At 71.9% G+C, this 24,953-nt stretch carries 24 protein-coding genes; 11 read left to right on the forward strand and 13 right to left on the reverse strand.

The genetic code is table 11. From position 1 onward, the window contains the following. Positions 1-47 precede the first annotated feature (47 nt). Positions 48-641, forward strand: coding sequence for a dihydrofolate reductase family protein (locus ACGFMP_RS16805; protein ID WP_393673128.1), 594 nt, complete (start codon positions 48-50; stop codon positions 639-641). Then, on the forward strand, positions 638-1,108 hold the full coding sequence (locus ACGFMP_RS16810) for a PPOX class F420-dependent oxidoreductase (protein ID WP_393673129.1): 471 nt from the start codon (positions 638-640) through the stop codon (positions 1,106-1,108). The genes ACGFMP_RS16805 and ACGFMP_RS16810 overlap by 4 nt, the downstream gene beginning before the upstream one ends. 23 nt (positions 1,109-1,131) lie before the next feature. Here the strand turns inward: ACGFMP_RS16810 and ACGFMP_RS16815 are convergent, their stop codons facing one another. The 6 genes from ACGFMP_RS16815 to ACGFMP_RS16840 all read right to left on the reverse strand — a co-directional run bounded on the left by ACGFMP_RS16815 (position 1,132) and on the right by ACGFMP_RS16840 (position 8,563). Further along, complete coding sequence (locus ACGFMP_RS16815; RefSeq protein ID WP_393673130.1) at positions 1,132-1,440, reverse strand: STAS domain-containing protein; 309 nt, start codon at positions 1,438-1,440, stop codon at positions 1,132-1,134. Then, positions 1,437-5,414 (reverse strand): SpoIIE family protein phosphatase, encoded by a 3,978-nt coding sequence (locus ACGFMP_RS16820; RefSeq protein ID WP_393673342.1) that lies wholly within the window; start codon positions 5,412-5,414, stop codon positions 1,437-1,439. The genes ACGFMP_RS16815 and ACGFMP_RS16820 overlap by 4 nt, the downstream gene beginning before the upstream one ends. 358 nt (positions 5,415-5,772) lie before the next feature. Beyond that, a complete protein-coding gene (locus tag ACGFMP_RS16825; RefSeq protein ID WP_393673132.1) occupies positions 5,773-6,786 on the reverse strand; it encodes an iron-containing redox enzyme family protein in 1,014 nt (337 codons plus the stop codon). Then, positions 6,783-7,040 carry a CDGSH iron-sulfur domain-containing protein gene (locus tag ACGFMP_RS16830; protein WP_393673133.1) on the reverse strand — a complete coding sequence of 86 codons (258 nt, stop codon included), beginning with the start codon at positions 7,038-7,040 and terminating at the stop codon, positions 6,783-6,785. Before ACGFMP_RS16830 ends, ACGFMP_RS16825 begins: the two co-directional genes overlap by 4 nt. Next, positions 7,024-7,695: a HemK2/MTQ2 family protein methyltransferase gene (locus tag ACGFMP_RS16835; protein WP_393673135.1), complete on the reverse strand. Its 672-nt coding sequence runs from the start codon at positions 7,693-7,695 to the stop codon at positions 7,024-7,026. Before ACGFMP_RS16835 ends, ACGFMP_RS16830 begins: the two co-directional genes overlap by 17 nt. Before the next feature lie 265 nt (positions 7,696-7,960). After that, a complete protein-coding gene (locus ACGFMP_RS16840; RefSeq protein ID WP_393673136.1) occupies positions 7,961-8,563 on the reverse strand; it encodes an HD domain-containing protein in 603 nt (200 codons plus the stop codon). 424 nt (positions 8,564-8,987) lie between these two features. Between ACGFMP_RS16840 and ACGFMP_RS16845 the strand changes: the two genes are divergently transcribed. Then, positions 8,988-9,653: an SDR family NAD(P)-dependent oxidoreductase gene (locus tag ACGFMP_RS16845; protein WP_393673138.1), complete on the forward strand. Its 666-nt coding sequence runs from the start codon at positions 8,988-8,990 to the stop codon at positions 9,651-9,653. A gap of 254 nt (positions 9,654-9,907) precedes the next feature. Here the strand turns inward: ACGFMP_RS16845 and ACGFMP_RS16850 are convergent, their stop codons facing one another. Beyond that, complete coding sequence (locus ACGFMP_RS16850) at positions 9,908-10,102, reverse strand: hypothetical protein (RefSeq protein ID WP_393673139.1); 195 nt, start codon at positions 10,100-10,102, stop codon at positions 9,908-9,910. Positions 10,103-10,273: 171 nt separating this feature from the next. Here ACGFMP_RS16850 and ACGFMP_RS16855 point away from each other — a divergent pair, with 171 nt between their 5' ends. After that, positions 10,274-10,708, forward strand: coding sequence for a hypothetical protein (locus ACGFMP_RS16855; protein ID WP_393673140.1), 435 nt, complete (start codon positions 10,274-10,276; stop codon positions 10,706-10,708). On the opposite strand, the gene ACGFMP_RS16860 is transcribed toward ACGFMP_RS16855, so the two are convergent. Together ACGFMP_RS16860 and ACGFMP_RS16865 are read right to left on the reverse strand one after the other, a co-directional pair. Then, complete coding sequence (locus tag ACGFMP_RS16860; RefSeq protein WP_393673141.1) at positions 10,675-11,739, reverse strand: hypothetical protein; 1,065 nt, start codon at positions 11,737-11,739, stop codon at positions 10,675-10,677. The two genes, ACGFMP_RS16855 and ACGFMP_RS16860, sit on opposite strands and share 34 nt — an antisense overlap. Positions 11,740-11,831: 92 nt before the next feature. Continuing rightward, entirely contained in the window at positions 11,832-12,476 is a 645-nt protein-coding gene (locus tag ACGFMP_RS16865; protein ID WP_393673343.1) for a ScbR family autoregulator-binding transcription factor, read from the reverse strand. Positions 12,477-12,648: 172 nt separating this feature from the next. On the opposite strand from ACGFMP_RS16865, the gene ACGFMP_RS16870 reads away from it, so the two are divergent. Both ACGFMP_RS16870 and ACGFMP_RS16875 read left to right on the forward strand, forming a co-directional pair. Beyond that, positions 12,649-13,569, forward strand: a complete 921-nt coding sequence (locus ACGFMP_RS16870) for a ScbA/BarX family gamma-butyrolactone biosynthesis protein (protein WP_393673142.1) — start codon at positions 12,649-12,651, stop codon at positions 13,567-13,569. A gap of 387 nt (positions 13,570-13,956) precedes the next feature. Continuing rightward, positions 13,957-14,610 carry an HAD family hydrolase gene (locus ACGFMP_RS16875; RefSeq protein WP_393673344.1) on the forward strand — a complete coding sequence of 218 codons (654 nt, stop codon included), beginning with the start codon at positions 13,957-13,959 and terminating at the stop codon, positions 14,608-14,610. A gap of 518 nt (positions 14,611-15,128) precedes the next feature. Here the strand turns inward: ACGFMP_RS16875 and ACGFMP_RS16880 are convergent. Further along, the gene (locus ACGFMP_RS16880; protein WP_393673143.1) at positions 15,129-15,563 is read right to left on the reverse strand and encodes a nucleoside deaminase; all 435 of its coding nucleotides are present in this window, start codon (positions 15,561-15,563) and stop codon (positions 15,129-15,131) included. After that, positions 15,560-16,372, reverse strand: a complete 813-nt coding sequence (locus tag ACGFMP_RS16885; RefSeq protein ID WP_393673144.1) for an LLM class flavin-dependent oxidoreductase — start codon at positions 16,370-16,372, stop codon at positions 15,560-15,562. Before ACGFMP_RS16885 ends, ACGFMP_RS16880 begins: the two co-directional genes overlap by 4 nt. A gap of 93 nt (positions 16,373-16,465) precedes the next feature. Between ACGFMP_RS16885 and ACGFMP_RS16890 the strand changes: the two genes are divergently transcribed. Then, the gene (locus ACGFMP_RS16890; protein ID WP_393673146.1) at positions 16,466-16,915 is read left to right on the forward strand and encodes an Lrp/AsnC family transcriptional regulator; all 450 of its coding nucleotides are present in this window, start codon (positions 16,466-16,468) and stop codon (positions 16,913-16,915) included. A gap of 38 nt (positions 16,916-16,953) precedes the next feature. On the opposite strand, the gene ACGFMP_RS16895 is transcribed toward ACGFMP_RS16890, so the two are convergent. Then, positions 16,954-17,505 carry a GNAT family N-acetyltransferase gene (locus tag ACGFMP_RS16895; protein ID WP_393673147.1) on the reverse strand — a complete coding sequence of 184 codons (552 nt, stop codon included), beginning with the start codon at positions 17,503-17,505 and terminating at the stop codon, positions 16,954-16,956. 332 nt (positions 17,506-17,837) lie between these two features. On the opposite strand from ACGFMP_RS16895, the gene ACGFMP_RS16900 reads away from it, so the two are divergent. Both ACGFMP_RS16900 and ACGFMP_RS16905 read left to right on the forward strand, forming a co-directional pair. Continuing rightward, positions 17,838-18,740, forward strand: coding sequence for an alpha/beta hydrolase (locus tag ACGFMP_RS16900; protein ID WP_393673148.1), 903 nt, complete (start codon positions 17,838-17,840; stop codon positions 18,738-18,740). A 145-nt stretch (positions 18,741-18,885) separates the two neighbouring features. Beyond that, positions 18,886-19,599 (forward strand): hypothetical protein, encoded by a 714-nt coding sequence (locus ACGFMP_RS16905; RefSeq protein WP_393673149.1) that lies wholly within the window; start codon positions 18,886-18,888, stop codon positions 19,597-19,599. Positions 19,600-19,738: 139 nt separating this feature from the next. On the opposite strand, the gene ACGFMP_RS16910 is transcribed toward ACGFMP_RS16905, so the two are convergent. Further along, complete coding sequence (locus ACGFMP_RS16910) at positions 19,739-21,187, reverse strand: glycosyl hydrolase (RefSeq protein WP_393673150.1); 1,449 nt, start codon at positions 21,185-21,187, stop codon at positions 19,739-19,741. Positions 21,188-21,644: 457 nt separating this feature from the next. On the opposite strand from ACGFMP_RS16910, the gene ACGFMP_RS16915 reads away from it, so the two are divergent. Both ACGFMP_RS16915 and ACGFMP_RS16920 read left to right on the forward strand, forming a co-directional pair. Further along, entirely contained in the window at positions 21,645-23,111 is a 1,467-nt protein-coding gene (locus ACGFMP_RS16915; RefSeq protein WP_393673151.1) for a glycosyl hydrolase, read from the forward strand. Positions 23,112-23,569: 458 nt separating this feature from the next. Continuing rightward, positions 23,570-24,892, forward strand: a complete 1,323-nt coding sequence (locus ACGFMP_RS16920; protein WP_393673152.1) for an extracellular solute-binding protein — start codon at positions 23,570-23,572, stop codon at positions 24,890-24,892. The last annotated feature ends 61 nt before the right edge of the window (positions 24,893-24,953 follow it).

The raw sequence follows: 24,953 nt of genomic DNA on the forward strand, positions 1-24,953 counted from the left end.
CTAGGGTCACGGAGTCTCTTGAGGGAACTCCAAGGAGGGTCACAGCAATGAGCAAGGTCTTCACCGCCCTCGCGGTGTCGGTAGACGGCTACATCACCGGCCGCGAGCCCGGTGCCGGGCGCGGACTCGGCGACGGGACGATGCTCTTCGACTGGTACTTCGACGGCGACACGACCAGCCGGGTCTTCGACGGCTTCAGACTGAGCGAGCCCAGCGCCCGCGTCTTCGACGACCTCGCCGCCCGCCTGGGCGCCGTGGTGGCAGGCCGCAACACCTATGAGGACTCCGACCGGTTCGGCGGCGGCAGCCCCCACCCGACGGCGCCGCTGTTCGTCCTGAGCCACCGTCCGGCGCCGGGGATGGGCGACCGGCAGACCCTCGTCACCACCGGCGTCAAGGATGCGGTCGCCGCGGCCCGCGAGGCGGCCGGCGGCAAGGACGTCGGCCTCATGGGAGGCGGGGTGGTGACCGAGGCGTTGAAGGCGGGCCTCGTCGACGAAGTCGTCCTCCACCAGGTGCCGGTGCTGCTGGGCGGCGGCCGGCCCTTCTTCCGGGAACTGCCCGGGCACGTGCGCCTGCGCCTGGTCGAGGCTCTTCCGGCGCCCGGTGTCACCCACCTCCACTACGAGGTCCTGCGATGACCCCCGACGTCGTCGACGCCGACGCGCTCCCCGAAGACCACCGACCCGCACCCACCGCGAACCCGCCCCAGGAGATGGCCATGATGCTCGACCCCGATGTGCGCCGCGTGCTCGACGGCACCCCGATCGCCCACCTCGCGAGCATCCTGCCCGACGGCGGGCCCCACTGCGTCCCCGTCTGGGTCGGCACGCACGGCGACCACATCGTGATCCTCACCGGCCCGGACAGTCGCAAGGCACGCAACCTGCGCCGCGACCCGCGGATCGCACTGTCGGTGGCGCCGCAGGACGACCCGTTCCAGCCGGTCGCCGTCCGCGGCCGCGTCGTCGAGTGGCTCGAGGGCGACCAGGCGTGGACGATCATCGACCGGCTGGCCGCCAAGTACATCGGCCGCCCGTACTCGCGGGCCGAACAGCGCGTCGTCGCGGTCGTCGAGCCCGAGCGGCAGACGGTGGGCATGGCATGAACCGCGCGCGGCCGCCCGCCGCGTCAGGTCGCGGCGGTGTCGGTCGCGGGGTGGTGGTCCGCCACGAGTTCGGTGAGCCCTGACACCCGCAGGACCGGGTCCAGCAGGGGAGGGGCGATGAGCCGGATGCGGTCGGCGTGGGTGAAGAGCACCGCCAGGCCCGCGCTGTCGAGGTAGTCGACGCCGGTGAGGTCCACGACCACCTGTCCCGGGGTGTCGGCGAGCGCGTCGGCGAGGGCGGGGGAGTTGGTCATGTCGATCTCGCCCGCGGCGGTCAGCAGGTGGGTCCCGTCGGGCCGTCGGGTGGAAGTGAGGGCGAGCGGAGTGGTCATGGGGCGATCCTCGTCTGCATGTCGACGGTGGTGCCGGCCGGGCCGGGAGTGACGGTGACCTGCTGCATCATGGCCCGCATGAGGAAGATGCCCCGGCCGCGGTGGGTGTTGGCCTCGGGGTGGGGGGTCTTCCAGCGGCCGGTGTCGGAGACGGTCAGCCGCAGCCGGTCGACGGACGCCTCGGCACGCAGGCGGATGGTGCCGCCCGGGGCGTTGCGGTGACCGTGCTCCACGGCGTTGGCGCAGGCCTCGCCGGCGGCGACCAGGACGTCCTGGGCGGTACGCGGCGGCAGTTCGCAGCGCTCCAGCCACCTGCGCAGTGCCGTGCGGACGGGCGCGAGCTGGGACGACTCCGCGGCGAAGCTCATCTCCAGCGGCGCGGGGTGGCGGTAGAGGAGCAGCGCGACGTCGTCGTCGTAGCCGTCCGGTGGCGCCAGCCGGGTCATGACGTCGGTGGCGAGGTCGTCGACGGGGGTGTCGCGGCCGCCCTGGACGACCTCGCCCGCCTGGCCGATGCCGAGATCCAGCGTGCGGCCGCGGCGTTCGACGAGGCCGTCGGTGTAGAGCAGGAGGGTTGCCCTCGCGGGCACGGTGCATTCGCCCTGGGGCCTGGTCCACCCGGGGCGCACGGCCAGCGGCAGGGACCTCCCGTCCTCGAGGAGGCGGACGGTGCCGTCCGGGGGGCTGAGGATGCCCGGCGGGTGCCCGGCGCTCGAGTAGGTCAGCCGGCCGCTCTGCGGGTCGAGGACGGCGCAGAAGACTGTCGTGCACAGAGCGCCAGGAATGCCCGCGGCGAACCGGTCGAGTGCCATCAGGGTGCGGGCGGGGTCGGCGTCCTGCAGCAGCAGGGCGCGGCAGGCACTGCGCAGCTGCCCCATGACGGTGGCGGCTTCGAGACCGCGGCCGACGCAGTCGCCGACGACGATGCCGATGCGCCCGTCGGGCAGCGCGATGGTGTCGTACCAGTCGCCGCCGACCTCCAGCGGCCGGGTCGCGGGCTCGTAGCGGACGGCGAAGCCCTCGGGCAGGTGGGAGGGGCCGAGGATGGCGCGCTGGAGCGCGATGGCGGTTTCGCGCTGCTGGTCGATCTGGTGGACGCGGGCCAGCCCCTGGGCGAGGTGTCCGGCCAGCAGGGAAAGCAGCAGCTGGTCCTCGCTGGTGAACGGGCGGCGGGCGCCCAGGTCGATCCACAGGGCGAGCGCCCCCTGGGGGTGCTCCAGGAGGATGCCCGCGCCGGTGTCGTCGGCGGTGGGGGTCAGCGTGGGCCGCCCGCGCAGGCTGCTCAGGGCCTGCCGCCCCTCGTCGGACAGGTCCGCCCACGTTGCTCCGGTGTCGGTGGAGGTGAGCACCGGGTCGGCGCGGCCCGGGGTGAAGACGGCCGCTGCCACGCCGCCGGCGCGCCAGATGTCCTTCAGCTCGCCCAGCGCACCGGTCAACGCGTCGGTGAGGTCGGTGGCCCGCGCCAGGTGGGTGCTGAGCGAGGCCAGGGCGGTCTCGCGCTGGAGGGCGTAGTGCTCGGTGGTGACGTCGCGGAAGGTCCCGACGATCACCCGGCGGCCGCTGTCGGGGTCGCGGGTGTGGTTGAAGGTCGCGGTCACCCACAAGCGGTGCCCGTCCCGGTGGGAGACCGGGATGGTGTAGCTGCCCCGGTCGTTGCCCAGCAGGGTGCCGAAGGCGTCGGCGACCTGCCGATGGGCCTCGGGGTCGGCGGCGGCGTCGGGCCACCAGGGATGGACGGGACTGTAGGGCAGGTCCTCGGGCCCGTAGCCGAGGATGCCGGTGAAGGCCGCGTTGATCTCGATGATCGCCCCGTCCTCGTCGCAGACGAAGAAGGCCTCCTGCAACGAGTCCACCAGGGCGGTGCGCCAGCGAACATGGTGGTTGCGCAGGCGCGCCAGTTCGAGGCCGGCCCGCACCCGTGCCAGGAGATCGGCGGCGGCGAAGGGCTTGACCAGGTAGCCGTCCGCACCGGCTTCCAGGCCTTCGATGGAGGCCTCCTGCCCGGCCCGTGCGGACAGCAGCAGAACCGGCAGAGCGGTGGTGCGCGGCTCGGAGCGCAGTGCGGCGACCAGGGCCAGGCCGTCCAGACGGGGCATCATCACGTCGCTGACGACCAGGTCGGGCACGTCCCGCCGGATGGCGTCCAAGGCCTTCTCGCCGTCGGTGACGGCCTCGACCCGGTAACCGGCGCCGCGCAGGATCCGGGCCAGGTACTCGCGCATGTCGGCGTTGTCGTCCGCGATCAGCACGCGTGCCGCGCCTGCCGCCCCCGCGGTGTGCGCCGTGCCGTCGGGGAGGGCGGCGGGCACGCCGGCGGGGGACGTCGCGCCCGCGTCCTCCGGCAGCCACCGCAGCGCCTCCTCCACGTAGGGAGCGGCGGTGGCGGCGGCCAGGCCCACGCCGTCGGCGGACGCGACGGCGTCGGCGGGCAGGTGGGCGGTGCCGTAGGGCAGGCGGATGATGAAGCGGGTGCCCGCGCCCACGGCGGACTCGGCGGTGATGGTCCCGCCGTGCAGGCCCACGAGTTCCCTGACCAGTGCCAGGCCGATGCCGCTGCCCTCGTTGGAGCGGGAACGGGCTCCGACGATGCGGTGGAACCGCTCGAAAAGCCGCGGTATCTCCTCCGCGGCGACGCCTACGCCGGTGTCGGCAACGGTCACCACGGCCTGTCCGTCCTCGTCGCCGACCGTGACGCTGATCGAGCCGTCGAAGGTGAACTTCAGCGCGTTGCTGAGCAGGTTCAGGACCACCTTCTCCCACATGCCGCGGTCGAGGTGGACGGGCTGGTCCAGCGGGCGGCACTCCACGTCGAACGACAGGCCTGCCCGGTCGACGGCCGAGCGGAAGACGCTGGCGAGTTCGGCGGTCGCCGCCGCCAGGTCGACAGGCTCGTACCTCGCCTGCATCCGGCCGGCCTCGATACGGGAGAACTCCAGGAGGGTGTTGACCAGCTTGCCGAGCCGGAGCCCGTTGCGGTGGATGACGTCGAGTTCCTCGCGTATCTCGTCGTCCGCGTCGGCGAAGCGCGCCCGCAATTCCTGCAGCGGCCCGGTGATCAGGGTCAGCGGAGTGCGGAACTCGTGGCTGATGTTGGAGAAGAAGAGGGTCTTCGCGCGGTCCAGCTCGGCGAGCTCCTCGGCCCGGCGCTGCTGGGCCTGGTAACTGCGGGCGCCGGCGATGCCGGAGGCGACGTGCCCGGCGGCCAGGTCGATGAACCCGCGGTAGCCCTCGTCCAGGGCGCGGTAGCGGTTCAGGCCCGCCACCACGAAACCGAACGGCACGCCGCCCTGCTGGAGCGGCACGGCCAGCGTCCGCGTGGGGGGTTCCGGCCAGCCGCCGGAGGGGACACCGGCGGCGCCGGCCAGCTCGACCAGGACCGATTCGCCGCGGGCCAGGGCCGCGACCGGCCACAGGTGGTCCTCCCCGCCCGCAGCCAGCACGTGCGGCGCGATCGGGTGTCCGCCCGGCAGGCCGGTCGCCCCGGCCAGCCGGGCGCTCCCGTCCTCCTCGAAGAGGTAGGTGAGCGTGAAGGGCAGGTCCTTGGGGTTGCCGCCCAACTGGCGGTCGGCGAAGGCCAGCACCTCCTGCTCCGTGCGCGCCACGCTGGGGTCGGAGCCCAGATCGCGCAGGGTGGCCATCCGGCGCTCGCCGATGACGCGGTCGGTCTCCTCGCTGACCACGCACAGCATGCCGACCACACGGCCGTCGTCGTCGCGCAGCGGGCTGTAGGAGAAGGTGTGGTAGGACTCCTCGGTGTATCCGGAGCGTTCCAGGAAGAGCAGCAGCGCCTCGTCCCACGTCGCCTGCCCTGTGGCCAGCACCCGGTCGATGCGCGGACCGATGTCGTCCCAGATCTCCGCCCACACCTCTCCCGCCGGACGGCCCAGCGCCCAGGGGTACTTGCGGCCGAGCGTGTCGCGCCGGTAGGCGTCGTTGCAGAAGAACGTCAGCTCCTCGCCCCACGCCATCCACATCGAGAACCTCGACGACATGAGGATGCTCACGGCCGTCCGCAGGCTCTGCGGCCAGCCGGCGGGCGGACCGAGCGGCGTACGGCCCCAGTCCACCGCGGCCAGGTCGGCGGCGACGGCGTCGTCCGTGGCCAGGACGTCGACGACGGCCGCGACCGGCGTCTCGTCCCCGGGATCGTCGGTACAGGCCACGCGAAGTCCTCATCTCAACGGCCGTCATGACCGGCAGCCATCATCGCGCCGACAGCAGGTGCCGGCCCCTGCCGCGTATGCGGGTACCCCGTAGGTTACCCACTCCGAGGATCCCGGTGGCGGCGCCGGATCCGCACCGCCCGTCCCGTCCGGGGCCGCCCCCGGACGCTCAGCCGGACGGCACCGGGCGCGGGCCGCGCAGCGCGCGGGCCCCCTGCCGCCAGGACCCCAGCAGCACCTCGCCGAGGCGGTCCTCCAGCAGGTCGGTCGCCTCGATGCCGAACGCGACGTCCGCGGCCAGATGCGGTTCGGCGGCCAGCAAAGGGGCGATCACCTCGTGCCGTACGACCTGCTCGTGTACGGCGTCGGCCTCGACATGCTCGTCGTAGAACCGTTGCGCCGCGGGCCCCGCGCCGATCCGCCGCATCGCCTCGGCCAGGCGCCGCGAGCCGGGCGAGGAGGTCACCTCGACGGTGGCGAAGTGGCCGACCAGCGCGCCTCGCAGGGCCCGGTGCAGGCCGAAGAGGGACATCACATTGACCGTGGCGAGCATTTCCGCCGGTGCGTCGTCGACGTAGTGCCCGTAGGCGGTGTCGAGCCCCAGGTCCAGCATCAGCTCGGCGAACAGCCGGGCGTGGATGCCCTCGGCCCTGCCGGCGCCGAACTCGTCGAACTCCACCGCGACCATGGCGGCCTTCGCCCGGCCGTGCAGGCGCGGGATGACCCAGGCGTGCGGGTCCGCCTCCTTGAGGTGGTAGAGGGAGCGCAGCGCCGCGTACTCGCGCATCTGCGCCAGGCTGCCGTGGTCGCGCAGGTGGTGGCTGACGCCGCCGGCGTCGGCCGGCTCGACCAGCAGCCGGTCCATCGCCTCGTGCGGATCGGTGGTGCCGGGGACCGCCGCCCGCAGGGCGGTCAGGAAGCGCTCCTCGATGACACGTCGTACGGCCAGCAGGCCCGGGTCCCACTCCCGCTCGTCATCGACGTCCCGGAAGCCCTGGTAGTGGAGCTCGTAGAGGACGTAGAGGGACAGCTGCGCGTCGTCGCCCCACGGATCGGGGTACTGGGCCGGGTCCGGCAGCGGGGCCCGCCGATCCCGCAGCGAGGCGGCCAGGGCCGCGGAGAGCCCGCCCCTGGGCGCGGGCAGCTCGGGAGCCGTGGCACGCGGCTCGCGGAAACCGGTCACGGGGTCCCCTCCTCCCCGCGGATGTCCCGCGGAGGCGCCGCCGCGGGACGGTTCCGGTCGGGGCGCTCGCGGCGGCGGTGGCTGGTGTCGCACCACGGCTGGCGGCGGCTGCGCCGGCAGGTGCAGATCGCCACCATGAAGCGGTCGGAAGTGACCTCCCGCCCGTCCTCGCAGGTCACCGTGACCGGCCCTTCCACCAGGAGCGGCCCAGGGCGCTCCACCACCACTTTGCGGGTCTCACGGTCGCGCGGCACGGATCACCACCAGCTCCTCGCCTGCCTGGCCCGATCCGACCAGGCCGCGCCCCCGCAGCCAGGGCAGGCGGGAGCGCAGTACGGGTCCGAAGGGCACCACCGCGCGCTCGGTGACCTCGGCGGTCATCCCCGCCCGGCCCAGCTGGCGCAGCGTGGCGTCGGCGCCGCACATCCCGGAGTGGACCATCAGCAGCACACCGCCGGGGCGCAGTGCCCCCGGGGCCAGCGCGCAGATGCGGTCGACGACGGCACGCCCGTCGTGCCCGGCGTCCCAGGCGCGCGCCGCGGTGTGCGAGCCCGGAACGCCGCCGGGCGCCGGGACGTAGGGCGGGTTCGTGATCAGCACGTCGTAGGTGCGGTCGAGCGCCGTCAGGTCGGCGAGCCGTACCGCGACCTTCTGGCCGGCCAGGGCCGCGTTCACCCGGGCGCACACCACCGCGCGGCGGGCGGAGTCGATGGCCGTCACCCGGGCGCCGCTGCGGGCGGCGCAGACCGCGAGGATGCCGCTGCCGGTGCCCATGTCCAGCACATCGGTGCCCGGCGTGAGGCGTTCCCTGGTGATGGCACGGATGAGCATCCGGGTGTCGTCCTGCGGCGGGTAGACGCCCGGCAGTCTCAGCACCCCCTCGCGTGCCCTGATACACCGCATCGCCATGGCGTCTCACCTCGTCACCGTGTGTCGTGGACCTGGCCCTCAAGCGTGGTCCGTGTACTGGCGGGGCTCCTCGGGGGTGCCGTCAGGCTTGCGCATCGTCGTGCGACGGCCTTTTCCCTGGTCGTCGCGCACCGTGCGCCTTTCCCGCTCCCGCGCTCCGAAACAAACCGCCCGCGGATCAGGCTCGGGTCCGGGGGCCGCGGGCGACCCGCCGCGCGGTGCCGGACCCCGTGCCGCGGCCCGGCGGGGAGCGGGGCGCGAAAGGTCAGGACAGGGCGTCCAGAGGGTTCGCGGCGATTCTGGTGGCGAGGCCGGACCGTACCGCGGCTGCCGCCGAGCTCTCGGGTTTGCGCTCGGCCTGGGCACGGAAGCACGCGAGGAAGTCCTCTGCGAGATCGAGCCGCGGGTGGCGTTCCAGCACCTCGGCCCGGAAATCCGCGTCCCAGTCGTCCAGGTCCCTGCCGACGATCTCCGCCGCCGTCGACCGGGCCAGCAGATGCCCCTCGGGATCCATGGCGACGTCCACCTGCGGCCACATGTGCCGGACGATCACCTCCGACAGCCGTTCGCGGCGTTCCGGCGGCCACCCCGCGCCCGCCGCGAACACCCGCGCCACATGGCCGCCGGCCTCCTCGAACGCGACCGTGTGGCTGTCGAACACCGGAACCAGGCCGATGTCATGGAGGAGCGCGGCCACGTAGAGCAGCTCCGGGTCGAAGGCGATGCCGCGGGCCGTCCCGTCGGCGGCCGCCCACAGATAGGCGCGCACGGAATGGTTGAGGAGCGCGGGCGAGTGGTATTCGGATGCTGTTTCCAGGGCGGCGGCCGCTGCCGCGGTGCCGGGCAGCACCAGGTCGTCAAGGTTCATGAGGCCATGATGACCTTCACCCCGCCCTCCGGGTCGCTGGCCAGGCCCCGGCCGACCGGCACCGCCTGCCCGCTCCGGGGCGATCCCGGTGCCGGCGATGGCCGGAGCCCGCGGACCGCTCCAGGGCCGCCCATGCCGGGGCGGTGCCTCCTGGACACGGCCGTAGGGGTGTACTGCCGGTCCACCCCTTGGTGGTGACTCGTACCAGGCGCGAAGAGCGGGTTACCTGGACGCCTGGGGCCTGTACTCCGCCGTCCGTGCACACGGCCGGCGGGGAAGCCCTCGCCCGGACCTCCGCTCGGCAGAGGCCTCGGCCCTGGCTCTGGGCCCTGGCCCTGGCCCGTGCACCCGGTCTCCTCATCCCGGGACGGAGCCCGGGCGTCCCGCCGCCTCCCCGTACCCGCCCACTGCGGAAGGACCCCTCGTGACCACCTACGCTCTCATCGGTGCCGGCCCCGGCCTGGGGCTGGCCTGCGCCCGCCGCTTCGGCACCGCGGGACACGACGCCGCACTGCTGTCCCGCACCGCCGACCACCTCGACGACCTCGTCGCCCGACTCGACCTCGACGGCGTCCGCGCCCGCGGATACACCGCCGACGTCCTCGACCCCGCATCCCTGACGGCGGCTCTGGGCAAGGCCGCCGACGACCTCGGACCGGTGGAGATCCTGCAGTTCAGCCCGCTGCCCCGCGCCGACTTCATGAAACCGGTCCTGGACACCGCCCCCTCCGACCTGGACGATCCCCTGGCCTTCTCGATCAAGGCGCCGATCACCTGCGTGAACACGGTCCTGCCCGGCATGCGTGCGCTGGGCCGCGGCACGCTGCTCTTCGTCAACGGCGGCAGCGCGGTGCGCCCGCACCCCGAACGGGCCGGCACCTCCATCGCGTTCGCCGGCGAGAGCGCCTACGCGCACATGCTGCACGCGGCCCTCGCCGCGGAGAACATCCACGCGGCCCAGCTGATCATCCCGGGGGCGATCCGCCCGGATGCCGAGCACTCCAGCCCCGATGCGCTCGCCGAGCGCCTGTACGCCATCCACACCGGACGCGACGGCTTCCGGCACTACGCGGAGCCGCTGCCCGACTGACCTGCGTTACCCGCGCCCCCCGATGCCGCCACCAGCCGGCACCCGGACCCGCTCCGGCCCCCCGGCAGCGGGTCCGGCGCCTCCGGCAGTTGCGGCCGGCGGCGCACCCGCCGCTCGACCAGCCCGGTCGCCGACCGGCGCGGCGAGGGGCTGGGCCTTCGTCACGGGGGAATCCGTGTGGAAGGCCCAGCCCCTCGCCGCGTGCCACCGTCGGCGCCTTTCCGGCCCGGTGCTCCGGCGGGCGACGTCCTCTCCTACTCCTCGCCGGCGGGCGGCCGCTCCGCCCTGTCCCTCTCGTCGGTGCGGTCGGCCTCGTCCGGGGAGCCGCTGGTCCATGCGACGGGCGGCGTCGGGGCCGTGATCGTCTGCGGCTGGTCGGAGCCGGGCCGGGTGCTCGGCTGCGACCCGGGCGCGTGGGACGTCGTCGATTCGTCATCTGATCTCGTCATGTGGATACGTGTATCCAGCCTCGTTCGTTCAAACGCCCCACAACGCCCCGTTCCGCCAGGAGCCGTGCAGCGTACGGGCGGATCGCCCCGCCCACGGGCGGCCCCGCGGCACGAGCGCCCCGGCGTGGCCGCATCAGGGCGGGGCAGGCGGACCGGGAGGGAGGTGACGCCGTGGAGACGTCGGGTGTGACGGAGCTGGCCCGCGGGAACTCGCTGCCGGACAGTCCTTCGGCCTGGGCCTGGGCGGCGACGGCCCTGGCCTGCTATCTGGTGGTGCGGTTCTCGCTCGTGTACGCGGCCAACCGCCGTGCCGGGGTCCTGCGCCCCGCCCGCCGGGTGTGGGAGGACATGCGTGACCGGCCGTCCCGCGAGCGGCGGCAGTGGAGCACTTTCCACTATCTGGCGGGGCGGTGCGTACTCCTGGCGGGGATGCTGCTGCTTCTGCCGGCCGCGCTCATCCCGGAGCGGTCATGGCGAATCGCGATCCTGGCTGTCGGTGCACCCCTGGTGGTGGCCGCGGTCGCCTACGCGGACCACCGCACCAGCTACCGCCGGAAGGTGCCCATCTCCCGTCAGCCCAGGACCGGGTTGCCCCGTGCCCACTGAGCGGCCCGGACCCTTTCCTCCTCGATGTCGCGGTGCGGGAGGCGCAGGCCGAACGCGATCTCCAGGGCGTGGAAGTAGAGTTCGAAGCCGTCGGTCAGTTCCGGGTGGTCCAGCTCGGCGCGGCGCAGGGCCTGGTTGAGGAAGTCGAGCTGCCCTCCGCGGCGGTAGGGGGCGCGCCCCCGCTCGTACCGCATCAGCTCCAGCACACCCCAGCCGTCATCGACACGGCGGCCGTCGCGCGTGTAGCCGAAGGTGTGGATGCCCTTCGCGGCGCAGGCGCTCAGCCGTACGGCCTCGGTGACTCCGAGCCGGGAGAGCGCCTCGTCGGGCCGGACGCCGGGTGGTGTCTCGTGGTACATCAGGAACACCCAGTCGCCGGCCTGTCCGAAGCAGAAGCTCTCCCACTGGACGTCCCAGGCGTCGCGGCCGCCGTGGTCCATCTCACGCAGGTCGGACAGGCTCGTCCCCGCGGCGACCTGCCCGGGATCGGCGCCGTGGAGCAGTGCGACGCGTTCGGCGCTGACACCCTCGCCGCGGAAGAACTCGAGGTTGGTGTAGGGGTCCTGCTCACGCCAGGCGCCGGCGATCCACGCGAGGTTCTCCAGCGGGTCGCGTCCGCACGGCGGCGCCGCCTTCGCTCCCTTCGGGCCGCCGCCGCGGAATCTGCTTCCCCACGCGGGGCTGATCCGGTCCAGCATCTCGGCCTGGGCGGCGACGAGGTCGGTGGCCGGGCCGTGGCCGGCGGACCGGGCCGCGACCTGCCCGGCGAGATCACGGACCGCTTCCTCCGCGGCGAAGTACAGCACCTCATCGAGGTCCTGGGTGGCGAAGACCTCCCGGTGGGGGCCTCGGCGGCCGTGCACGGTGCCGTCCTCGTCGAGGACAAGGACCATGCCGCGCGGGTCCCATGCGAGTTGCGCGTACTGATCGCCTGACGTGCGGATGGGCGGGAGCATGGCATCGTCGATCAGGCCCGAGCCCGCGACCGCCTCGCGCCAGGCCCGTTCGAGGAGAGGCTTCGTCGTCGGCATGGGCGGCAGTATGCCGCCCGGCACTGACACGACCGATGCGGGCGGCTCCGCTCCGGGCGCGGTGCACCCCGCTGTCCCGTGGTCCGCGGCTCTCAGGCCGGCGTGCCGGCCGCCGGTGCGGGGGCCCCGGCTCGGGCCAGCAGGGCAGGGGTGTCGGGGGCGGCCCTGAGAGCCATGAGCAGGACCTCCCACAGCTCCCGCAGCCGCTCCTCGATGCGTGCCCGCCCGTCCAGGGCGTCGGACACGGTGTGCAGGCCGAAGAACGCGTAGACCACCGCGAGAGCCGCGGTCTCCGGCACCACGCCGGCGGCCAGCTCGTCCTCGGCCTCGGCGTCCCGCAGCAGCTGGGTCACCGTCTCGATCCACGCGGTGAAGGGGCCCGGCACCGGCGCCGCGATGGCCTTGCGCTCCATCCACAGGCGCGACCCGGCCCTGACCACCACGTCGTCCCGGAAGGCGCGTGCCACCGTGAAGCTCAGCGAGACCAGTTTCTCCAGTGCCGGAGCCTGCGAGGCGCGTACCCGGGCGATCAGCGCGGGCCAGGTGGCGAGGGTCGCCTCGACCACCGCGAGGGCCAGCTTCTCCTTGTTGGTGAAATGGAAGTAGATGGCCCCGCTGGTGCGCCCCGACCGTGCGCTGATGTCGCTGATACTGGTTCCGGCGTATCCGCGTTCCTCGAAAAGCTGCGCCGCGGCCTCCACCAGAAACCTGCGCGTCGCCTCGGCTCGTTCCTGCACATCCACTCCACATATCGTCTCGCCGCCCGTCCGCGACCCCAGGACCGCGGGGCCGGGCCGAAAGGCCTCCTGCCATCAATGGGCAGCAATGTAGTGCCTGTGCGACTTCTCTCCGTTACGGACCGGAAGCAATGCGGATGCGTATTGACCGAACGCGCGTTTCTCTTGTTGTATGAGAAATCCGCTCAGCCAGTCGCGAGCGCAGGACCTGAGCTGGTCCTGTACGGTGCCGCGCGAGCTGGTGCACCGCACCTCGGTGGCCGAGGTGCTTCTGACCGACGTCAGAGCCGACAGGTCGGGCGGCTTCCACGCGGCGGCCTGCTGGCCGCGCTCGCACGCCACGTTCCCCGCCGACGGCAGCGACCGGCACAGCCCGCTGCTCGTCGTGGAGACCCTCCGCCAGCTCGGCATATACCTGCCGCTGCGGTGGTACGGGGTTCCCGCGACCGCCCGGATGCTCATCGACGACCTGTACTTCTCGCTGTACCCCGAACGTGAACCGCGGGCCGGACTGGGGTGCACCGAGATCACCTGCGCGGTCGAGGTGACGAACCCGCGGCGCAGGTCCGACGGCGGCCTCGCCGCCGTGCGCCTGGCCGTCGCCTTCCGGGCCGGCGGCCGGCTCTTCGCCCGCGCGGGCGGCGGCGCGCGGTTCCTGTCGCAGGAGCGGTACGCGGTCGTACGCGGCGACCGCCTGGGCGTCAGTCAGCCCCCTCCCGCCGGACCCAACGGCCGGCCCGACCCGGAGCTGCTCGGGGTCGCCAGGACCGCCGATGTCGTCGTCGCCCGCCGCGCCGGCGTGCTGGCCGTCGAGCCTGCCGATCCGGGCCACCCCTTCTACTTCGATCACGCAGGCGACCATGTCCCGGGCATGGTGCTGCTGGAGGCGGCGCGCCAGGGCGCCGCCGAGGCCAGTGGCGGATCCCTGCTCCGGCCCGCCAGCGGACGCATGGCCGCGGTCCGCTTCACCGAGTACGAGCCGCCGGCCCTGGTGGACACCGCCGTGCACCACCGCACCTGCGTCTTCCGCATCCGGCAGGGCGGCGGGACGACCACCTACGGGGTACTCGGTTACGAGCGACACGTCATGTGACACAGCGCGGTTCCTTGACTACGCAGTGTCGGAGCATAACGTAATGAACGTTATGTTCTCGGCGGTGCCGACGGCCGCCGAGGCCCGTCCGCCACGCGCTGTGCCGACGTATCGCGGCATCGCAGCGGTGTGCGGACCACCTCGTCGCCGGAACGGACGGGCGATCTTCCTCTGCTTGCTCCGGCATTCCCGAAGGGAATTCCCGCAGTGACCCAATCCCCCCTTTCTGTCACTCCGACTTCCCAGGTCCCCCCGCTTTCCCGGGACACACCGCCGTCGCCGATTCCGAGCGGGTGGCCGATTTCCCCGCCGCCCTCGGATGCGCCCCCTTTCACGCCGGCACCTTCGCGCGGGTCCGCGCCTCTGCTGTCCTGGACACCGGCGGCGATCGTCTTCGACTGCGACGGGACGCTCATGGACACCGAGCGGCACTGGCAGGACGCCCGCGACCTGACCCTGCGCAGCCACGGTCTGCGCGCGGCGCCGGGTTTCGCCGACCGGGCCAAGGGCCTGCACTACGCCGAGTGCGGGCGGCTCATGGCCGAGGAGGCCGGCCGGCCCGAGCTGGCAGGCCGGCTGACGGACGCGCTCCTCACGGGCTTTCGCACGCTGGTCGCCGCCCAGCCCACCACGATGCCGGGTGCGCCCGAACTGGTCGCCCACGCGGCGAAGTTCGCGCCGCTCGCGGTCGCCAGCAACTGCCCGGCCGACGTGGTCGAGGCCTGCCTTGCCGGCGCAGGACTGCTGTCGTACTTCGACCATCTCGTCGTCCCGGGCGGCACGGTACGCCCCAAGCCCGCACCCGACGTCTACCTCACCGCGGCCCGGCTGTGCGGCGTGGATCCGGCGCGGAGCCTCGCGGTGGAGGACACGGCGTGTGGGGTCGAGGCGGCGCTGCGCGCCGGGCTCCGGGTGATGGGCGTCGGCCCCTGGCCGGGGGAGGAGGTCGCCGCACGAGTCGACCTGTGGGTCGACCGGCTGGACGACCCGGACGTCTTCGCGTGGGCGTGCCGCCGCGTGGCGCAGGCGCTGGAAGGTTGACCGGCCGCTGCCCGCCAGGGAAGTCCCGCACCCCGGCCGGACGCGCTGCCTGTCGACCCGGAAGTCGACCGTCATCGGCTTGCCGGCCAGGACCTCGGCGGAGTCCGGCGCCGCCGCCATGACCGTGAGGCGAACGGATAAGCCGACAAGGGAAGTTGCATGTTCCACATTCCCCGGACCGTGCGCCTGCCGAGGGGCTCCTTCGGCGCCGCGCTCGCCACCCCCGCCGTGCTCGGCGCAGCCGCTCTGACCCCGGCGGCGGCGACAGCCGCGACACCGGGCGCCCGGGTGCCGGTCGGCACGGGCGCGACGGCCGCCGAATACCGCTGGGCACCGCCTTCACCATCGGCGACGCCTGACGGCACAGGCCCCCTGCGGTCCCCCCACCGTCGCCGGGAACGGCCGGTGGCGCCTGGACGGTCCCGGCCACCCGGATCCACGGGTGCCGGGACCGCGGTGCCCGCGCACGTACACCACATACACCGCCGTGTGTCCGGAGAAGCCGACCGGGACAGCCGTCAGGACAGGTAGTAGGCGACGATGGGGCCGCGTGCCTCGTCGAACAGGGCCGGGCCGTCCTGCGGCACCGTCGGCCAGGCGCCCGACGCCGGGTTGAGCTCGACGAGTTGGTCCGTGGACAGGGCGTACACGACACGGCCGAGCCCTGAGCGGACGATGCCGCCCGCGCACATGCCGCAGGGCTGGCAGCTGGTGTACATGGTGGTGCGCGCCGCGGTGGAGTCGTCCAGTTCGCGGGCGGCCCAGCGGGCGAGCTTCAGTTCCGGGTGGGCGCTGATGTCGTTGTCGCGTCGTACGGTGTTGTGCGCTTCGGCGAGGATCGCGCCGTCCTGCCCCGCCAGCAGGGAGCCGTAGGGCGCGTCGCCCAGGTCGACGGCGCGGGCCGCGAGCGCGATGGCGCGCCGCAGGAGTTCCTCGTCGGCAGTGCTGATCACGATGATGCCTTCCGATGTGCGGCGACCGCGGCGAGCGCCTGCCAGGCCGGTTCGGGCCTGCGGGTCTCCTCGGGGTCTCCGTGGTACGGGTCGAGCAGGACGGTGCCGGCGCCGAGCCGCCGCAACTGGTCGAGATCGTCGAGGACCTGCTCGATGGTGCCGTGCCCCGCGAGCCGTTCGGGATCGTCGACCGGGGCGTCGGTCACCCGCAGGGAGATGCGCGGCGCGAACGCCTGCGGCGGATGGCCTGCCAGGGCCGAGCGCAGCCACGGAAGGGTGATCCGCAGGGGGTGCCAGGCGTCGCCGTATCCGATGGCGCGACGGATCGCCGCGTCGCTGTTCCCCCCGACCCAGAGGGGAACGGATGTGCCGCCGGACTCCGTGCGCAAGGCCTCCCGAAGGGCGGCCAGATGCTCGTCGGTCAGCCTGCCGCGCGCGGTGAAGGGCACGCCGAGGGCCTCGAACTCCTGGCGCGCCCAGCCGACGCCGACCCCGAGCACGAGCCGTCCGCCGCTGAGCTGCTGGAGGTTGGTCGCCATGCGCGCGACCAGCAGCGGGTGCCGGTAGGGGAGTACGAGCACGGTCGTGCCCAGCCGCACCGTGCCGGTGATGCCGGCCAGCCACGACAGCGTGGTGAACGGCTCGTAGAACGGCTCCGGGTACTTCTCCGCCACATCAGGGGTGACGGCCACGTGGTCCGACAGCATCAGGAGCTCGAAGCCGAGCCCCTCCACGGTGCGAGCCCACTCCCGCAGCATGCCGGGGTCGGTTCCCGGCCCGAAATTGGGCACGTTGACGCCTAGTTCCATGGACCGATGGTATGGCGCGGGCCGGTCGCCGCGGAAGCAACTTCTCGCGGCATACGGGGGTGGCTGCCGTTGATCTGACGGTACGATCGCCGGATGACCGCGAATCTTGACGCCGTCGACTGGGCCATCATCGACCAGTTCCAGCGGGACGCGCGCATCTCCGTCAGCGAGTTGGGGCGGCGCGTGAGCCTGAGCGCGTCGGCGGCCGCGGAGCGCGTGCGGCGGCTCGAGGCGACCGGCGTCATCGTCGGCTACCACGCCGAGGTCGACCTTGCGAAGGTCGGCTACCCGCTGCTGGCCGTCGTCCGGCTGAAGTACCCGGGCAACCGCCACGAGCCGCTGCGCCGGCTGCTCGCGGAGCGGCGGGAGATCCTGGAGTGCCTGCGCACCACCGGGGACGACTGCTACACCCTGAAGGTGGCCGCCACCTCGATGGAACACCTGGAGACGCTCGTCGACGAACTGGCCGGCTTCGGCAGTACGAGCACCGGCGTCGTCTACAGCCGGCCACTGCCCTGTCGCGGCCCCGCCTGCCCCGACTGACCCTCCCCGTGACGGAGACGGATCTGCGCGGGGAGGGCTCAGCCGGAGGGCGGGACCTGCGACCACACGCCGAACCACTGCTCGGCGCCGTAGTCCTCGAACCGCTCCACCTCGGTGAACCCCAGCCTTGCCGCCAGGCGCATCGAGCGGGCGTTGGCCGTCTGGGTGGTGAGCACCACCGGCTCGCCGGGAAAGGCGCCGGCGAACCAGTCCAGTGCCGCCGCGCACGCCTCGGCCGCGTACCCGTGCCCCCAGGCGTCCGGCAGGAACATGTAGCCGAGTTCCGCCTCGCCACCCTCAGGGCGGACATGGCCGGGACGGTCGGCCTCGCGCCGGTCGAGCAGCTGGATGAAGCCGATCATCGCCCCGTCGAGTTCGACCACGAAGAAGCCGGGGCGCCGCCCGGGAATCTCCGGCACCACGCGTTCGAGTTCGCCACGCGAGCGGGCGCCGCCGACGTAAGTGCCCACCTCCGGCGAGGCGGACAACTCGATGGACGCCGCACGGTCGCGTGCCTCGGACTCACGCAGGACGAGCCGCTCGGTCCTGATCGGGGCGGGCGGCCAGGCGGCAACTCCGGGCTCGGTCATGGCGGGCAACCTACCGCAGGCCCGCATCCGGCAACCCGTCTTGGAGCGCTGCGCCCGATGACGCGGGGACACTCGACGCCGTCATCCCCGATGCCGGAGAGTTGGCCACCTGCCAGGTCGAGGCGTGCACACCCGAGGAGATCGCCAGGAGCCTTCCCTACTGTTCGCAAGCGCCTCGGCCGCAGCGTGGCGGAGCTGACCGGCATCGCGGTGTCGGTGGAGATCCCCTTTCCCGTAAGGCGCGTGCATCGTGTGGAAGGAGCCGCGCGCCGCCCGTGACGGAGACCGCCCCCCACCCTCACCCTCCACTCCTGGCACAAGGAGCCGACGACATGACCCGCAGCCAACTTGACCTCATCTCCGACCTGTTGCGGAGTTCGCCACTGGACATGGGCGGCGATGTCGAGAAGATGCGCCGCGTCTTCGACGAGACGGCTGGTTCCGCACCACTGCCCGCCGGTGTCCTGACCCGGACCACCGAACTGGGCGGAGTGCCCGCCGTCGAGGTGCGCGCAGGCGACGCCGCGCCGACAGACGGCACCCTGCTGTACCTCCACGGCGGCGCCTATGCGATCGGCTCCGCCGCGGGCAGCGTCGGACTGGTCTCCGAGCTGGCCCGGCGCACCGGGGCCACCGCGCTGACCGTCGACTACCGGCTGGCGCCCGAACATCCCTTCCCGGCCGCGGTGGACGACGCCCTCGCCGCCTACCGGGCGCTGCTCGACCGGGGCGTCGCAGCCGGGTCGATCGCGGTCACCGGCGAGTCGGCGGGCGGCGGCCTCGCGCTCGCCCTGCTGCTGGCGATCAAGGACGCGGGGTTCCCGCAACCGTCCTGCGCGACCGTGATGTCCCCCTGGGCGGACCTCACCCAGTCGGGCGCCACCATCGAGACCCGGGCCGGCGCGGATCCGGTGCTGACCCGCCGCGCGCTGGACACCCGGGCGGCCGGCTACCTCGCGGGAGCGGATCCGCGCACCCCGCTGGCCAGCCCGCTCTACGCCGACCTGCGCGGACTGCCGCCGCTGCTGATCCAGGCCGGCGGTCGGGAGGTCCTGCTCGACGACGCCCTGCGGCTGGCCGCGAAGGCCGCACTCGCCGATGTTCCGGTCACCCTGCGGACCTTCCCCGGGGCACCGCACGTCTTCCAGGCCTTCGCCCCGGTCGTGGACGTGGCCGCACAGGCCCTCGACCACATGGCCGCCTTCATCAACAGCCATGCCGGGCGGGAGAGTTGACGGTCACGGCAACGTGCTCCCGCCGTCACCTACGGCGACCGCCGTGACGGTGTTGCGGTGTTGCGGTGTTGCGGTGTTGTGGTGTTGTGGTGTGACGGTGAAATCTGCTGGACGGCCGGATCAGGACAGGTCATGATCCTCGCTCGTGACAGCATCCGAGCAGCTTCTTGTCCGAGCGGCCGCGCGCAACAACGCCGAGTGGTGCGCCGCGATGAGCCGATCGCACGGCCTGGTCGGCGACTTCGGGACACGGGACTGGACCTGCCCGGTCCGTACCCCGCTGTACTACCCCGACGCGGTCACGCTGGAGCCGGGCGCCGACGCGGCCGCGCTGACCACCCGCATCGACACCGCGACGCCCGGCGCCTCCGTGAAGGACAGCTTCGCCGACCTCGACTTGGCGGCGGCCGGCTTCCGGGTGCTGTTCGAGGGGCAGTGGATCCACCGCCAGGCGAGCGCGCGCGCAGGCGGGCGCGACCTCGCCTGGGACGTGGCGAGCGACCGGGAGACGCTGCGCGCCTGGGCGCGCGCCTGGGACGAGGGGAAAGGCGACGCGGACCTCTTCAGGCCCGGACTGCTCGATGACCCGGCCACGTTCGTGATCGCCGGGCGGCCGCACGACGGCGGCAGGGTGACTGCCGGAGCGGTGGCGAGTCGCAGCGACGGCGTGGTCGGCATCTCCAACGTGTTCGCACAGGGCGGCGGCCCGGATGCGGCCTGGCCTGTCGTGCTGGACGCGGTGGCCCGGCTCTTCCCCGGCCTGCCGGTGGTCGGCTACGAACACGGCGACGGTTTGCAGGCCGCGCTCCGCCAGGGGTTCGCACCGATCGGTCCGCTGCGGATCTGGCTGCACGGCTGAGGGCTGCCCTGCGGTTCCACGGTGCGCAGGCGGGCACGTCCGCGCACCCGGTGCGGTGCGGGGCCGTCCGTGGATGGTGGTCGGACGGCCCCGCCGTTGTGGTGCGGTGGTGGTGCGGTTGTCGGTGTGTTGGTGGTGGTCAGGTCGGGAGGTGCCAGGTCTGCCAGGCGTTGGTGTTGCGGTCCCAGATCTGCAGGCGGGTGCCGTTGGCGGTGCTACCGCCGGGGACATCGAGGTAGCGGCCGGACTGCGGGTTCCTCACGTGCCCGTCGGACTCGGCCACCCACTGCTGGGCCGGCGAGCCGTTGCAGTCCCAGACCTGCAACACCGTCCCGTTCACGGTGCCCTGACCCGTCACGTCCAGGCACTTGCCCACCGCCCGGATCGTGCCGTCGGAACCCACCGTCCAGACCTGCGCACCGGACCCGTTGCAGTCGTACAACTGCACCGCCGTCCCGTTCGTCCCACTCCCACCCGCGACATCCACACACTTGCCGCCCACACCCGTGATCGCACCCGCACGCGAACCACCCCCAGGCGACGTCGGCGGAGTCGTACCACCCCCAGCAGGGATGGTGAACTGGCCCTGGCTGAGCACGCGTGACGAGGTGAAGGTGGCCTGGAGGCCTGCGCTGGAGTTGGCCGAGGTGATGTAGTCGGCCCAGATCATGAACCAGGTCCACTGCGGTTGCGCCGCCAACTGCGCCGCTGTGGGCACGGTGCCGACCTCGGCGAGCGAGACGGGCTTGCCGTGTGCGACGTTGAGCAGGGCCTGGTACCAGTCGCCTGTCGGGAAGTTGTGCACCCACGGGTCGAGGCTTGCCACGTCGACGTAGTTGTCACCGGGGTAGAAGGCGGAGACACCGCCCGAGCCGCCGTTGGCGTCGCTGTCCTTGACGTTCCAGACCCAGACGATGTTGTTCAGGCCCTTGGATGCCAGGTAGTCGTGGGTGATCTGGAAGAGCTTCGCGCTGCCGTTGGCGCCGGGGCGGCCGCCCCACCACGCCCAGCCCTCGTTCATCTCGTGCAGCGGCCGGAACAGCACCGGGATACCGGCGTCCTTGAGCTGCTGGAAGTACGGGACTGCGGTGTCCAGCTTGGCCTTGTAGTCGTTGTTGAGCGTGGTGCCGTTGGTGATCAGCTGGCTCCACTCGGAGTCGGACAGCGATGCGCCGTTGATGCCGCCGTCGAAGGTGCACGTGGCCACGTCCGGGCGGCACATGTGCCAGGTCAGATTCACCAGTGAGCCGTTGGCCCACTCGGTCTTCGCCTGGTTGATCATCGTCTGCCGGTTGGCGATGTCCGTCGCGGTGAATCCCAGCTCGCCGCCCCACAGCCCCGGCCACTTGCCGGTGATCGTGTGCGCCTGCGCGGTGTACTGCGACGGGTTGCTCAGCGGCTCCTTGTTGTGTACTCCGCTGATCGTGTGGTTGCCGCTGATCTGGTGCAGGTAGTTGATCACGGCGGCGGGGGTGGAGGCGCCGGTCGCTGACGCCTGCGACGTGGAGGTGGCCAGCCATGCGACGCCGGCCAGCGGGATCGCGGCCAGGAAGGCGGCGGCTTTACGCGTGAAGATCTTCGATCTCACCGGGGGAACCCTCTCATGAGCAGTCATGGGGGTGGAACGTTGTACGTCCATGCGGGCAGACAGCCCTGCCTGATCGAGCGTCATGACATCGCTGTCGCACGCCGGACTGAGGCCAGAAGCTAGAACGACGCCCTGACACTGTCAATGGATTGGACCAACCCACGTGTAAAACGTGCCAGTCACGGTGGGGCGGCCTCTGTCGAAGCCGCGGCCGGCCACGGAAAGCCGGCCTCCGCCGCGCCCGTGGACGGGGTCCGGTGGCCGCTGCCCGGTCCCGCACGCCCTCCGAGCGCTCAAATCGGCAGATCCTTGCAGTAGCGGCAATCCCCAGCTCAGAGCCGGCACCGCATCCGCGTCGACGGGGCGGCCGCCTCACGCTACTTGAACGATATATGGACACCGAGAAGCCGCGGGTCTACTGTGTCGCCGCCGCCCTCCTCCTTCGAAAGGCATGTCCATGTCTCCACGCGCCAGAACACGCGCCCTGCTGGCCGGCGTCACCGCCGCCGCCCTGGCAGGCGTCGCGCTCACCCTGACCGGCGGGAGTGCTTCCGCGGCTCCGCCCGCGGCCTCCGGCGTCACCAAGGCCGACGAGATCGCCTACCTCAAGAGCCTCACCGGCAATCACGTCCTGTCAGGCCAGCAGGGCGGCGCCAACAGCAACCCGTCCCAGTGGATCACCAAGGTCCACGACATCACCGGCAAGTACCCGGGCCTCTGGAACGGCGACTTCGGGTTCAGCCAGAACGACATCGACAACCGGCAGACGGTCGTCAACGAGGCCAAGGCCGAGTGGAACAACGGCGCGCTGCCGGGCCTGATGATGCACGCCTGCCGTCCCGACGTGGCCACCTGCGACTTCGAGGGCGGCTCGAACCCGGTCAACGGCAGCAAGCTGTCGGACGCGGAATGGCAGCAGGTCATCACCGACGGCACCACGCTCAACACCGACTACAAGCACAAGCTCGACCAGTTCGTGCCCTACTTCCAGCAGTTGAAGACCGCCGGCATCCCGGTGCTGTTCCGGCCGCTGCACGAGATGAACGACGGCTGGGCGTGGTGGGGCGGCCGGTCGGGCCCGAACGGGAGCGCACGGCTGTTCCAGATCACCCACGACTACCTGACGTCCAAGGGATTGGACAACATCGTCTGGGTCTGGGCGCTCAAGGACGTCCAGGGCACGGCCTCCCAGGCGGCGAGCTACTACCCGGGTGACGCCTACGTGGACGTCGTGGGCCTGGACGTGTGGTGGCAGAAGTTCCCCGCCACCGACTGGTACAACGCGCTGTCGAACATCGCCGGCAGCAAGAAGCCCATGGCGCTGGCCGAGGTCGGCAGCGTGCCGCAGCCCGCCCAGCTGTCAGCCCAGCCCAAGTGGGTCTACTGGAATGTCTGGCTGGACTACCTGACCAACACCGGCTACAACACCAACGACTCGGTCAAGTCCGGCTACTACGACGGGCGCGTTCTGAGCCGCGGCGACATCCACATCCCTGCTGGGGGTGGTACGACTCCGCCGACGTCGCCTGGGGGTGGTTCGCGTGCGGGTGCGATCACGGGTGTGGGCGGCAAGTGTGTGGATGTCGCGGGTGGGAGTGGGACGAACGGAACGGCGGTGCAGTTGTACGACTGCAACGGGTCCGGTGCGCAGGTCTGGACGGTGGGTTCCGACGGCACGATCCGGGCGGTGGGCAAGTGCCTGGACGTGACGGGTCAGGGCACCGTGAACGGGACGGTGTTGCAGGTCTGGGACTGCAACGGCTCGCCGGCCCAGCAGTGGGTGGCCGAGTCCGACGGGCACGTGAGGAACCCGCAGTCCGGCCGCTACCTCGATGTCCCCGGCGGTAGCACCGCCAACGGCACCCGCCTGCAGATCTGGGACCGCAACACCAACGCCTGGCAGACCTGGCACCTCCCGACCTGACCACCACCAACACACCGACAACCGCACCACCACCGCACCACAACGGCGGGGCCGTCCGACCACCATCCACGGACGGCCCCGCCAGGCGCGTCCGGAGTCCGGCACCTCGGGATGTCGCGTCCTGAGGCGTGCCCGTACCAGCAGGGACTCGTGCGTTTTAGACCAGCTGATTGAAGCGAACAGCAGGTCTGCACGTCAAGGGGGACGAGGGGCGGGGCCCTGTCGGTGGCCTGCGGGCGATCCAGGGGTGAGCAGTTAAGTAAAGACGCAGTCATCTGCGCTCTCCACCTGCCCGAATGTCACGCTCCCATAAAACTAGACCGTTCTATGGACACGACCCGGTGTTCCGTCTACGTTAAGCAGCCATCGAGCCGCTTCGCCCCGACGACGAGACCTCCGTCGCTGCGCGGCATGCAGTGCGGCGCTTTTTCGTCCAGTCACAAGGGAGTGGAATCGGCATGCGAAGAACAGCACTTGCGGCCACCGCTGTAGTGCTCGCCATGGGCCTGGCCGCCTGCGGCGGGGGCAGCGGGAACAGCGGCAGTCCGTCCTCCGACGTGGTGAACGTCCCCGGCGACCCGTCGAAGGTCACCGGCACGATCACCGTGCTCACCAACAGGACCGACCAGGTCCAGGACGGCACCGCCAAGCGGTACGCCGCCGAGTTCAACAAGCTGTACCCGCACGTGACGGTGAAGTTCCAGGGCCTCACCGACTACGAGGGCGACGTCAAGATCAGGATGAACAGCAAGAACTACGGCGACGTGCTGTCCATCCCCAACTCCGTTCCCCTCAAGCAGTACCCGGCGTTCTTCGCCCCGCTGGGCACCGCCGCCGACCTGTCGAAGACCTACGACTTCACCGACCATGCCACGGTCGGCGGCAAGGTCTACGGGATCGCCAACATCGGCACCGCGAACGGCTTCGTCTACAACAAGGCGGTGTGGAAGCAGGCCGGCGTCACCGACTGGCCCACCACCCCAGCCCAGTTCATCGCGGACCTCAGGGCCGTCAAGGCCAAGACCGACGCCACCCCCTACTACACGAACTACCACGACGGCTGGCCCATGACGAACTGGGGCAACGCGCTGGGCTCGCCCAGCTGCGACCCGGCCGCCAACGACAAGCTCGCGACCACGAAGGAGCCCTGGGCGCCGGGCCAGGATCTGAACGTCGTCGACTCACTGCTCTACGACGTGGTGCACGACAAGCTGTCCGAGGCCGACCCCAACACCACCAACTGGGAGAACTCCAAGGCCCTGATCGGCACCGGCAAGGTCGCCACCATGTGGCTGGGCTCCTGGGCCGTGGTGCAGATGCAGGACGCCGCCAAGAAGGCCGGCAAGAATCCCGACGACATCGGCTTCATGCCCTTCCCGAGCCAGAAGGGCGGCCACTTCTGCTCTGTCGTGCGCCCCGACTACCAGTACGGCATCAACATCCACTCCAAGAACAAGGCCGCGGCGCGCGCCTGGATCGACTGGTTCATCAACAAGTCCGGTGACGCCCAGTCCGCGCTGTCGATCTCCTCGGTGAAGGGCTCGGCGCTGCCCGCCGACCTCAAGCCCTTCCAGGACGCCGGCGCGCAGTTCATCCACCTCGCCAACGACAAGACCGCGCTGGTCGACGAGATCGACAAGGCCTCCGAGATCGGGCTGAACAACCAGGACTACCCGCAGCACATCGTCGACGTCGCCCGCGGCGCGGCCGGCGGCGACAAGGACGGCATCTTCAAGGACCTGAACAAGAAGTGGTCCGACGCCCAGGGCACCCTCGGCTGACCCGGCGCTCCACCGCCACCGCTCCACCACTGCTGCTCCGGCCCGGCACCGGCCCGGCCGG

The sequence above is a fragment of the Streptomyces sp. NPDC049040 genome (assembly GCF_043197715.1).
In the GTDB taxonomy this organism is placed as follows: Bacteria; Actinomycetota; Actinomycetes; order Streptomycetales; family Streptomycetaceae; genus Actinacidiphila.

What these genes read in the sequence shown, in the direction of transcription:
- ACGFMP_RS16815 (WP_393673130.1), bottom strand. Translation starts at nt 1,440, where the DNA reads ATGACCACTCCGCTCGCCCTCACTTCCACCCGACGGCCCGACGGGACC.
- ACGFMP_RS16820 (WP_393673342.1), bottom strand. Translation starts at nt 5,414, where the DNA reads ATGTGGATGGCGTGGGGCGAGGAGCTGACGTTCTTCTGCAACGACGCC.
- ACGFMP_RS16920 (WP_393673152.1), top strand. Translation starts at nt 23,570, where the DNA reads ATGCGAAGAACAGCACTTGCGGCCACCGCTGTAGTGCTCGCCATGGGC.
- ACGFMP_RS16900 (WP_393673148.1), top strand. Translation starts at nt 17,838, where the DNA reads ATGACCCGCAGCCAACTTGACCTCATCTCCGACCTGTTGCGGAGTTCG.
- ACGFMP_RS16835 (WP_393673135.1), bottom strand. Translation starts at nt 7,695, where the DNA reads ATGGCGATGCGGTGTATCAGGGCACGCGAGGGGGTGCTGAGACTGCCG.
- ACGFMP_RS16810 (WP_393673129.1), top strand. Translation starts at nt 638, where the DNA reads ATGACCCCCGACGTCGTCGACGCCGACGCGCTCCCCGAAGACCACCGA.
- ACGFMP_RS16870 (WP_393673142.1), top strand. Translation starts at nt 12,649, where the DNA reads ATGAGAAATCCGCTCAGCCAGTCGCGAGCGCAGGACCTGAGCTGGTCC.
- ACGFMP_RS16805 (WP_393673128.1), top strand. Translation starts at nt 48, where the DNA reads ATGAGCAAGGTCTTCACCGCCCTCGCGGTGTCGGTAGACGGCTACATC.
- ACGFMP_RS16860 (WP_393673141.1), bottom strand. Translation starts at nt 11,739, where the DNA reads ATGCCGACGACGAAGCCTCTCCTCGAACGGGCCTGGCGCGAGGCGGTC.
- ACGFMP_RS16885 (WP_393673144.1), bottom strand. Translation starts at nt 16,372, where the DNA reads ATGGAACTAGGCGTCAACGTGCCCAATTTCGGGCCGGGAACCGACCCC.
- ACGFMP_RS16915 (WP_393673151.1), top strand. Translation starts at nt 21,645, where the DNA reads ATGTCTCCACGCGCCAGAACACGCGCCCTGCTGGCCGGCGTCACCGCC.
- ACGFMP_RS16890 (WP_393673146.1), top strand. Translation starts at nt 16,466, where the DNA reads ATGACCGCGAATCTTGACGCCGTCGACTGGGCCATCATCGACCAGTTC.
- ACGFMP_RS16895 (WP_393673147.1), bottom strand. Translation starts at nt 17,505, where the DNA reads ATGACCGAGCCCGGAGTTGCCGCCTGGCCGCCCGCCCCGATCAGGACC.
- ACGFMP_RS16840 (WP_393673136.1), bottom strand. Translation starts at nt 8,563, where the DNA reads ATGAACCTTGACGACCTGGTGCTGCCCGGCACCGCGGCAGCGGCCGCC.
- ACGFMP_RS16850 (WP_393673139.1), bottom strand. Translation starts at nt 10,102, where the DNA reads ATGACGAGATCAGATGACGAATCGACGACGTCCCACGCGCCCGGGTCG.